General features: G+C 41.9%; 7 protein-coding genes and 1 pseudogene. 4 read left to right on the top strand and 4 right to left on the bottom strand.

Going from position 1 to position 9,633, the window contains the following annotated elements:
- Positions 1-206: pseudogene (locus ACED29_RS19000) on the top strand (hypothetical protein); the annotation flags it as partial.
- Between the two features lie 53 nt (positions 207-259).
- Here the strand turns inward: ACED29_RS19000 and spoT are convergent.
- From spoT to gmk, 3 genes are read right to left on the bottom strand one after another with little or no spacing between them, the layout of a single operon-like run.
- A complete protein-coding gene (gene spoT / locus ACED29_RS18995; RefSeq protein WP_124017483.1) occupies positions 260-2,368 on the bottom strand; it encodes a bifunctional GTP diphosphokinase/guanosine-3',5'-bis pyrophosphate 3'-pyrophosphohydrolase in 2,109 nt (702 codons plus the stop codon).
- Between the two features lie 13 nt (positions 2,369-2,381).
- Positions 2,382-2,660, bottom strand: a complete 279-nt coding sequence (gene rpoZ / locus ACED29_RS18990) for a DNA-directed RNA polymerase subunit omega (RefSeq protein WP_011635854.1) — start codon at positions 2,658-2,660, stop codon at positions 2,382-2,384.
- A 60-nt stretch (positions 2,661-2,720) separates the two neighbouring features.
- Positions 2,721-3,344 (bottom strand): guanylate kinase, encoded by a 624-nt coding sequence (gene gmk / locus ACED29_RS18985; protein WP_182742949.1) that lies wholly within the window; start codon positions 3,342-3,344, stop codon positions 2,721-2,723.
- Positions 3,345-3,687: 343 nt separating this feature from the next.
- Between gmk and ACED29_RS18980 the strand changes: the two genes are divergently transcribed.
- From ACED29_RS18980 to yjjG, 3 genes are all read left to right on the top strand, one after another.
- Positions 3,688-4,974 (top strand): DUF805 domain-containing protein, encoded by a 1,287-nt coding sequence (locus tag ACED29_RS18980; protein ID WP_371698408.1) that lies wholly within the window; start codon positions 3,688-3,690, stop codon positions 4,972-4,974.
- A gap of 77 nt (positions 4,975-5,051) precedes the next feature.
- Positions 5,052-6,122 carry a phosphotransferase enzyme family protein gene (locus ACED29_RS18975; protein WP_371698407.1) on the top strand — a complete coding sequence of 357 codons (1,071 nt, stop codon included), beginning with the start codon at positions 5,052-5,054 and terminating at the stop codon, positions 6,120-6,122.
- A 132-nt stretch (positions 6,123-6,254) separates the two neighbouring features.
- Positions 6,255-6,962: a pyrimidine 5'-nucleotidase gene (yjjG, locus tag ACED29_RS18970; RefSeq protein WP_347690418.1), complete on the top strand. Its 708-nt coding sequence runs from the start codon at positions 6,255-6,257 to the stop codon at positions 6,960-6,962.
- Between the two features lie 80 nt (positions 6,963-7,042).
- On the opposite strand, the gene ACED29_RS18965 is transcribed toward yjjG, so the two are convergent.
- Positions 7,043-9,598 (bottom strand): penicillin-binding protein 1A, encoded by a 2,556-nt coding sequence (locus ACED29_RS18965; RefSeq protein WP_371698405.1) that lies wholly within the window; start codon positions 9,596-9,598, stop codon positions 7,043-7,045.
- Positions 9,599-9,633 lie beyond the last annotated feature (35 nt).

Genomic DNA, 9,633 nt, shown 5'->3' with positions numbered 1-9,633 from the left:
GCAGTCGGACAGATATGTATTGTTTAGGTTTAGATGAAGGCCATTATTTAGTGGTACGTTTTAACCACCAGGTTGACCGTTCAGATAAACACAAAAAGTGGCGCAATGCGGCCAATCAAACCCAACAACGGGTGATGGAAATGATGTCGTTAACTGATTATATTGAGGAAGAACAAAGAGTATTTTCCGCAACTATAACTGAGTAATAGCTTAAAATATGAATATTCATGAGAGGTTAACTAAACCACTCATGAAATCATTAGCGGTTACGCGAAGTGCGTAAGACTTCAGGTAAAACACGGATCCTGCGCATAACGTTTGCAAGATGAACGCGATCTTTAACTGAAATACGTAAATTAATCAGATATACACGGCCATCACGTTCTTCGGTGCTGAGGTTGTGAATGTTAGAACCAGCAGAAGCAATGATCGAAGTGATTTTTGCCAACGCACCTTGGTGGTTTACAATTTCAACGCGTAAGTTAGCTTGGTATTCAACCCCTTCTACGTTGTCCCAATGTACTGAAATGTACTTATCTGGCTCGCCTTGATAGCCGCGAATATTGGCACAGCTTTCCATGTGCACTACCAGACCTTTGCCTGGGCTCACATGAGCAATGACCGCATCGCCAGGGATTGGGCGGCAGCAATTGGCGTAAGTGACCAACATACCTTCGGCACCGCGAATTGGCATTTGTGGTCGTTCTTTATTGCTGTCTTGAGAATCAAACTGCTCACCAACCAAGCGCTGGGCAATCACAATACTCATGGCATTGCCTAAGCCAATATCTGCTAGCAGCGAGTCTAATGATGTGTGTTTGGTTTCTTTGATCACTTTCTCAAGTAATTCAGCGGGGATAGTTTCCAGCTTGGTATCACCCAAGGCATGGTTTAATAAACGTTTGCCTAATGCGATAGCATTATCGCCTTTAAGGCTCTTTAATACCTGACGGATTTTACCTCGGGCTTTACCCGTTACCACAAAATTTAGCCATGCAGCATTAGGGCGGGCACCTTTGGCGGTAATAATTTCAACGGTTTGCCCTGAAATTAATGGTTGGCTCAGCGGGTATGCTTGACGATTAACGCGTGCGCCAACACAGGTATTGCCCACATCAGTATGCACTTCGTAGGCAAAATCGACCGCCGTGGCATTGACTGGTAATTCTAAGATACGACCTTCTGGAGTAAATACGTAGATCTCTTCAGGGAATAATTCAGTTTTAACGTTTTCAACAAATTCAAATGAGCTGCTAGCACTTTGCTGTAATTCCAGCAAACTTTGCATCCATTTATGAGCGCGAACTTGAGAAGTGCTTTGTTGAGCCGCATCGGTATTGTTTTTGTACATCCAATGCGCAGCGACACCTTTGTCGGCCATTTGATCCATTTCTTCAGTACGAATTTGCACTTCAACAGGCACCGCATGGGGGCCAAATAACGAGGTATGCAGTGATTGGTAACCGTTGGCTTTTGGAATGGCGATATAATCTTTAAAACGTCCAGGGCGCGGCTTGTATAATCCGTGCATAGCACCTAATACGCGATAGCAGGTATCAATAGAGTCGACGATAACGCGGAACGCATATATATCCATAACCTCTTGAAACTGAAGTTCTTTACTGCGCATCTTTCGATAGATTGAATAGAGGTTTTTCTCACGGCCTTTGACTTTAGTAGGAATTCCAGCTTCTTCAAGGCGTGTTTCAATAGCCACTTCAATACTGTTAATCAGTTCTTTACGATTACCACGAGCTGCTTTTACGACATCGCGGATCACTCTGTGTCGCATAGGGTAATAGGCTTGAAAACCGAGATCTTCAAGTTCGATTTTAATATTATGAATACCTAATCGATTAGCAATTGGAGCATATATTTCTAACGTTTCGCGAGCAATACGACGACGCTTATCAGGGCGAAGAGCGCCTAATGTGCGCATATTGTGGGTGCGGTCGGCCAATTTGATGAGGATAACTCGAATATCTTGAGTCATTGCCATCATCATTTTACGGAAGTTTTCTGCTTGGGCTTCTTTTCTGTCACGAAACTTGATTTTATCAAGCTTTGAAACACCTTCAACCAGTTCGGCAACATCAGCACCAAATAACTCAGTGAGTTCTTCTTTGGTAACCGGTGTATCTTCAATGGTGTCATGAAGCAAGGCAGCCATAAGCGACTCATGATCGAGGCGCATGTCTGCCAAGATGCGGCTAACCGCAACGGGATGGGTGATATAAGGCTCGCCACTTGTGCGCATTTGCCCTTCGTGGGCATCACGCGCAACCAAATAGGCCTGCTTGAGTAATTCTACTTGATCCGGCTCTAGATAGCTGGATGCTGACTCTTTTAGACCTTCAAACAGATACAAGTGGCGCTACTCCTTATAAAACGCGGCCTTCTGCTATGGCTGCTACAGCGGCAATTTCAGCTGCTTCACGTTCACGAACAGTTTGGCGCTCATCAGCATCTAAAGTGTTAGAGGTGACTAAACCTAATTCGATTTCACGTAATGCGACAACCGTTGGTTTATCATTCATCTCATCAACCATAGGTTCTTTACCTTGGACGGCGATTTGGCGTGCACGACGCGCTGCAACCAGGATCATATCAAAACGGTTGCCGATTTTATTTACGGCGTCTTCTACAGTTACGCGAGCCATGTGTTGAAACTCCAGTGTTATCTATGGGGAAAAATGACGCAAAATTGTACACTATGACAATTAGTCTGCCAAGAGATCAATAAGCATATCATTGTGGGTATGCTGCTGACTAGCACAGGTTAGTCTTTGGCTGCGAATAATGGCGTTTAAATCGGTTAGGGCGTCATCAAAATCATTATTTACAATCACAAATTCATATTGTGCGTAATGTGACATTTCAGAAACCGCTTGTGCCATGCGTGAATCAATCACTTGTTGGCTGTCTTGGCCTCGACCAGTTAAACGACGCTCTAGTTCAGTTTTCGATGGCGGTAAAATAAATACCCCAATCGCATATGGCATCAGTCTTTTAACTTGTTCACCACCTTGCCAGTCGATATCTAGAAAGACGTCGATACCATTAGCCAAAGTGTGTTCAATGACGGTTTTGGAGGTGCCATAAAAATTGCCAAAGACTTCAGCCCATTCAATAAAGGCGTTTTGGTCAATTAATGCTTTAAATTGCTCAACAGTGACAAAATGATAATGTTGGCCATCGACTTCGCCAGGGCGAGGTTTACGGGTCGTGTGTGACACTGAAACCTGTTTATCAGATGGTGTATCTTTTAATAGTGCTGATATAAGTGATGATTTACCTGCGCCACTGGGGGCTGACACAATAAAAAGATTTCCACGAGTGCTCATAAATAGGGTTTCTCATCCGATTATTCATTAAGAAAGCTTAATATTATACTCGTTAACTGTAAGGTTATGCTAGCGCAATCATAGCGATTGCTACTGTGCCTTGTTGCGATAAATGGGCGACAAGCAACAGACAGGTTAGTGAATAAAAAAGTTATGTAAAACCTAGGTTGGGTCTGGCTTTATAAGATAAATTCTGTAGGCTTTGCGCTATTAATAGCGGTTGTCAGTTTTGATGGTGAAAACAATCTAATCACCTTGCCATCACTGTGTATAATTACCGATAAATTCTGTTATGTACCTAGCTGTTTTTTTGATTTTTTTCGTAAATGAATAGGAATGATTGATGTCTGTAAAAACCCTACTGTGCCGAGATGGTCGTGACACAGGCTTAAGGTTAATGGCAATTATATTCGCTGCATTTTTGTTGTTAACAGTTGTGGCTATCGTATTTCCGACGAGTGTAATTAATGTGATTGTGACGCTAGCGGTTATGCCTATTGTTGGTTTGGCTGCACTTCGTCGCTTAAATGATGCCAATAAATCGATTAAGTTAGCGATGATTTGTGTCATACCTGTATTGGCTTTTGGCATATTGACTTACTTTATGGCGCCTTTGGGCGCGTCAGCTGGCGTATTTTTATTCGGCTTAGCCTGTGGTGGCTATTTGGCATTTTTACCGCCTAGAAATATCATTAATTATGTACAAGGATATAATGGACCCAATATGGCGCCAGTATCCAATATAGGTTCGGTTTATCACAGACAAGAGCCAGTTATGAAAGGGCAGGCTATGCCTGTTCAGGCAACGCCAGAGAGTACATTTTCAGCCGTAGAATTAACTGATAATGAGGTGAACTTTAGTACATCATCTGAGCCATATTCTGGCGAAACCCAGAGCAATCAGACTATTGATGATGTTTTACCTCAGGCTGGTATTGAGCAAGATAACACGGCCCTCGATGCTGATGCTGCACTAGATGAGCAATACACTAGCTCATTTTCCACAGCGTCAGTGCGTAATAATCAACCGCTTTATGTCGATCAAGATGCATTACAATCTGGGTCGATTACCGAGCTAGCAAAATCTTGGCTTAATGTGGCCAAATTACACCAGCAAAAGCTTATTTTAATTGGTAAAATTACTGCGCTTATCTTGGCTATCTGTTTAGTCGTGTATTTGGTCTTTGCATTGGTCAATGTTTTTTCTAGCGACGAAACCGAACAAGCCGCACACCTTGATGGCATAAGTCATCAACAACAAGCTGGCACTCGAGAGATGGTAAAACTACCAGACGGATTTTGGCTGGCGTTAGAGGGTGAAATCTTGATTGTGCGCTGGTTAGGAGATAGCGGCGCTGCGCAAAATATGTGGCGTTTAGCGACAGCAACGGGTGATAAAACCTGCGCTAATCTTGAGTTTAATGACGGTAGTCGCTATCGACCTATCACCGTTGATTTACTTAATGATGGTGCCAGTGAGGCCAGATTTACACCATTAGATAAAGATGCCATTGTCAATGATGTCGCGCTCAGAGGCAGCTTTAAGTTGTGCGGCTATGAATTTAACTTAAAGGGCAGTCAAGCAACCTTGATGCAAAACCCTCAATTTGAAATGATACTGAGTCAGTAACGATTACAGAGAGAAACCGGACCAAAGTGATGTATTGGTTACCTTAGGTTTTGGTGATATTAGTGTTGGAGTGTTGATTGGTTAATTTTATCCGTAGCAATGTGTTACCTCAGTTTGGTTTTAGTACCGAGCACAGCTCCATTCATCCACTGGGTAATGGCCATATAAATCAGACTTTTTTGGTGCGAGATCAAGCTAAAACGATGGTGTTGCAGCGGATTAATACTCAAATATTTACTGATCCTAGGGTTATGATTCAAAATGCCGCTAACATTAGTCAGCATTTATTGGCTAAGCGGCAACAGCAACAATATCCCTTGCAAGTGGTGAGTCCAATCGCTACCGTTTCTGGCGCGCTTTACGTAGATTTAGCTGAGCAAGGGTTTTGGCGGGCAATAGATTATTTACCCCATAGCGATACAATTGAAGTGGTTGATACGCCCGAGCAAGCTAAGTTAGCGGCCGAGGCGTTTGGGCATTTTGCTGCGGCACTGAGTAACTTAACCCCCACTGATATTATCGATGTGATCCCCAATTTTTTAAATTTACCTCAACGTATGGCTCAATTGCATAATGCTGAGATTAACGATAGTCATGAGCGATTAGCTCAGTGTAAAAAATGGGTCGATTTTTGTTTGGCTCAAACTGATTTAGTGACAACATTGTTGCAATATGAAACCGATTTACCGATCAGGGTTTGCCATAATGATACTAAAATCAATAATATGTTATTTGATAGTCGAGACATGTCTAGTTTAGCTATTATTGATTTAGATACCTGTATGACAGGATATTTAATGTATGACTTTGGCGATATGGTTCGTGCATTTTGCTCACCTGAGGCGGAAGATTCGACTAATTTAGCCAATGTTTACGCGCGTCCTGAAATTATTATCGCCGCTGCCAACTCTTATATTGCTTCTCTTGTTGGTATAATTACTCCGCTTGAAAAGCGTAGTTTGTGGCTAGGAACCAAAGTGATGCCATTAATGCTTGGTGTTCGTTTTTTAACTGATTATTTAAATGGTGACGTTTATTTTGGGATTAAATATGAAAACCATAATCTTGATCGTGCCATCAATCAGTTAACCATTTATCAAAGTCTAGTGCAGCAAGAAACTAGGTTAATGTCTTTATTTAGCGCTTAGCCAGTATCGTAAGAATCATCTCGTTATATTGCCCATTGCTAGCCAATACCAATAGTAGACCAAAGCTCTGCTCGATAACTTTTATTATTCAAACTTAGTTAGGTTAGCGTTTTTAAAATAAGGATTTAATTGATGTCAAATATGCTCAATAAGTATAAATGGATTTTATTTGATGCAGATGAAACACTATTTCATTTCGATGCATTTGCTGGATTAAAATTAATGTTTTCGCGCTTTGATATTGATTTTAGTGCAGAAGATTTTTCTGTTTATCAGCAGGTTAATAAACCGTTATGGGTCGAATATCAGAACGGTTTAATCAGCGCAGCACATTTGCAACACACTCGATTTACTCATTGGGCTGCTAAATTATCCGTAACACCACAGCATTTAAATAGTCAGTTTTTAAGTGCTATGGCTGATATTTGTCTCCCTTTACCGGGAGCTCGTGAATTAGTTGATTCATTGTCGGGTAAGGTCAATTTAGGCATTATTACTAATGGCTTTACCGAATTACAAAATATCCGTTTAAGTCGTACCGGTTTCCAAGATGCATTTAATCCAGTGGTGATTTCTGAACAACTGGGTAAAGCAAAACCTGATGTAGCTATTTTTCAGCATGCGTTCAGCTTAATGGGAGAGCCGCAGAAGCACCAAGTGCTGATGGTCGGTGATAACCTACACTCAGATATTTTAGGGGGGATCAATGCGGGTATCGACACATGTTGGTTAAATCATCATGACCAACCTGTAAGCGATAATATTGTTCCCAGTTATCAGGTACGAAATTTAACTGAGCTACATCAACTATTGATACCGAACACATCAGTAGCAGGTTAGCTGCATTGTAATGTCATATCATCTGTTATAAAAAAGCCATTCAGTTGAATGGCTTTTTTATTAGCTAATGTAAATCGATATTACTGGAATAAATCTTCAGCAACATTGTCGATAAAGATATCTCCACTTTGCTGAGTTTCAGTGACATATTCTTTAGGTTCAGTGCCTTCAACAAAGTACTCAAACTCTGTCGTATAGTCTGTTTTTCGAGTCAATTTACCCGTGGCTAAATCAATACGCGCAGATACAATCCCTTTAGGTGGAATGACGGGCGCTTCTGGGGTGCCAGATAGGGCTTTATTCATATAGTCATTCCAACCAGGACCGGCAGTTTTTGCTCCTGCTTCAGCACCGGATATTTGATCTGGATCGCCATTAGCCATCCAGCTTGAACGGCCTAATTGACGACCATGATCATCAAAACCAACCCAGAAGGTTGCGGTTAATGTAGGATTAAAACCACTGAACCAAGTATCACGAGATTCGTTAGTTGTTCCTGTTTTACCCGCAATATCATGACGTTTAATTAATTTTGATGCTCGCCAAGCCGTACCATTCCACCCCGTTCCATGGCTCCAGTCACCGCCACCCCAAATCACGCTTTTTAAAGCTTCAGTAATCAAAAATGCTGTCTGTTCAGAGATAACTCTTTTGGCAAAATGAGCTTGTGGATTAGTACATACATTTTGCTCTGCGGTGATTGAGCTGACATTCTCTTGATCTACCTCTGTTGCCATCACAGTAAATGGGTCATCAATATCAGTAAGCTCTGTTGGCCCTGTTATAGATGGTTCTGGTTTACTGCATGCAATAGTTGGAATGGTTTGTTCAACCATGTTGTCGTATGCATCGGTGACATGATCGATAAAGTAAGGCTCAACTAAGTAGCCACCATTAGCGAAAGTATTAAATGCAGTAGCAACTTGTAATGGTGTTACCGATGCAGAACCTAAAGCTAACGATTCATTACGTGGTAAATCACTTGGGTCGAATCCGAACTTTATCAGCTCTTTTATGGTGTCGTCTAAACCGGTATGTCGCATTGCTCTAACCGACATAACGTTAATCGACTGAGCTAAACCCACACGTAAGCGTGTTGGCCCACCGTAGATATCAGGTGAGTTCTTTGGTCGCCATGCAGTACCTTGGCGGGTATCGGGTTTGTTGATTGGTGCGTTATTGATAAGCGTAGCCAAGGTGTAATCTTTTTCTAAAGCAGCGGCATAAATAAAAGGCTTAATATTAGAGCCTAATTGACGCTTAGCTTGAGTCACTCGATTGAATTGACTCTGGCTAAAGCTAAATCCGCCTACAAGCGTTTTAATTGCTCCGTCATGAGGTTCAAGCGAGACGGTTGCACTCGATACCTGAGGAATTTGTGATAATTGCCAATGCTTACCATTGTGACGGATCCAGACTTGTTGGCCGGCGGTTAATATATCGCTTGCAAGTTTCGGTGGTAAGCTCTGACGTTTATCGCTAATAAACTTACGCGCCCATTTTAAGCCATTCCATTCAAGAGTCAGCAGTTCGCCTTTTTCATCAATCACTTGTGCTTGTTGGTCTTTTACGCTTAGCACTGCTGCTGGCATAATGCCCTGTACCGAAGACGTGCTCTTTAAAATCGCCACAATCTCATCGTTGCTTAGTGGTGTATCAGTCCATAATTCAGTGACAGGGCCTCGGTAACCATGGCGTTGGTCGTAAGCAAAAACATTATCTCTTAATGACTCCTGAGCCATCAATTGTAGATCTGAAGATATAGTGGTGTAGACATTATATCCATTGGTATAGGCAGCTTCTTCACCGTACTTCTGGATCATGTAATCACGTGCCATTTCCGAAACATATGGAGCGTATAAGTCAATTTCAGCGCCATGATATTTCGCGGTAGAAGCGCTATTGATGGCCTCTTGATATTCTGCTTGAGTGATATTACGTTTTTCGAGCATGCGGCTTAGAACCCAATTTCGACGAGATATTGCCCGTTCGGTATTTCTAATAGGATTTGCTGCTGATGGTGCTTGTGGTAAACCGGCAATCATTGCCATCTCTGGTAACGTCAGTTGGTTAAGTTCTTTACCATAATAAACTTGCGCTGCAGCACCTACGCCATAGGCACGGTTACCTAAAAATGAGCGATTTAAATAAAGAGCTAAGATTTCTTTCTTAGAGAGTGCTTTTTCAATTTTTAGCGCTAGAAATATTTCTTTTACTTTACGAATGTACGTTTTCTCATTCGATAAGAAAAAACCTCGGGCAACTTGCTGGGTTATCGTACTGGCACCTTGACTTTTCTTACCCGTCGTTATCAAAATGACCGCCGCACGAATAATACCAATTGGATCAATGCCATTATGCTCAAAAAAGCGCGCATCTTCGGTATCGAGCACGGCATTAATTAACTGAGTCGGGACCTCTTCATACTCAACAGGTATACGACGTTTTTCACCAAACTGAGAAATCAGTTTGCCATCGCGGCTATAAATACGCAGCGGAGTTTGTAATTGAACCGTCTTTAGCGAATTAACATCGGGTAAATCGGGTAGCACATAAAAATAAGCGGCAGCTATAGCAGCAATGCCAAGTAGTGATAGGCTAAAAAATGCAATTAATAAACGTTTAAACCACTTCACTCTAGAATTCCAGAAAAATTACAAATAGTGACGTT

This window comes from Shewanella sp. 5S214, from assembly GCF_041439795.1.
Taxonomy (GTDB): domain Bacteria; phylum Pseudomonadota; class Gammaproteobacteria; order Enterobacterales; family Shewanellaceae; genus Shewanella; species Shewanella vesiculosa.
This window is presented reverse-complemented; position numbering and strand designations above follow the sequence as displayed.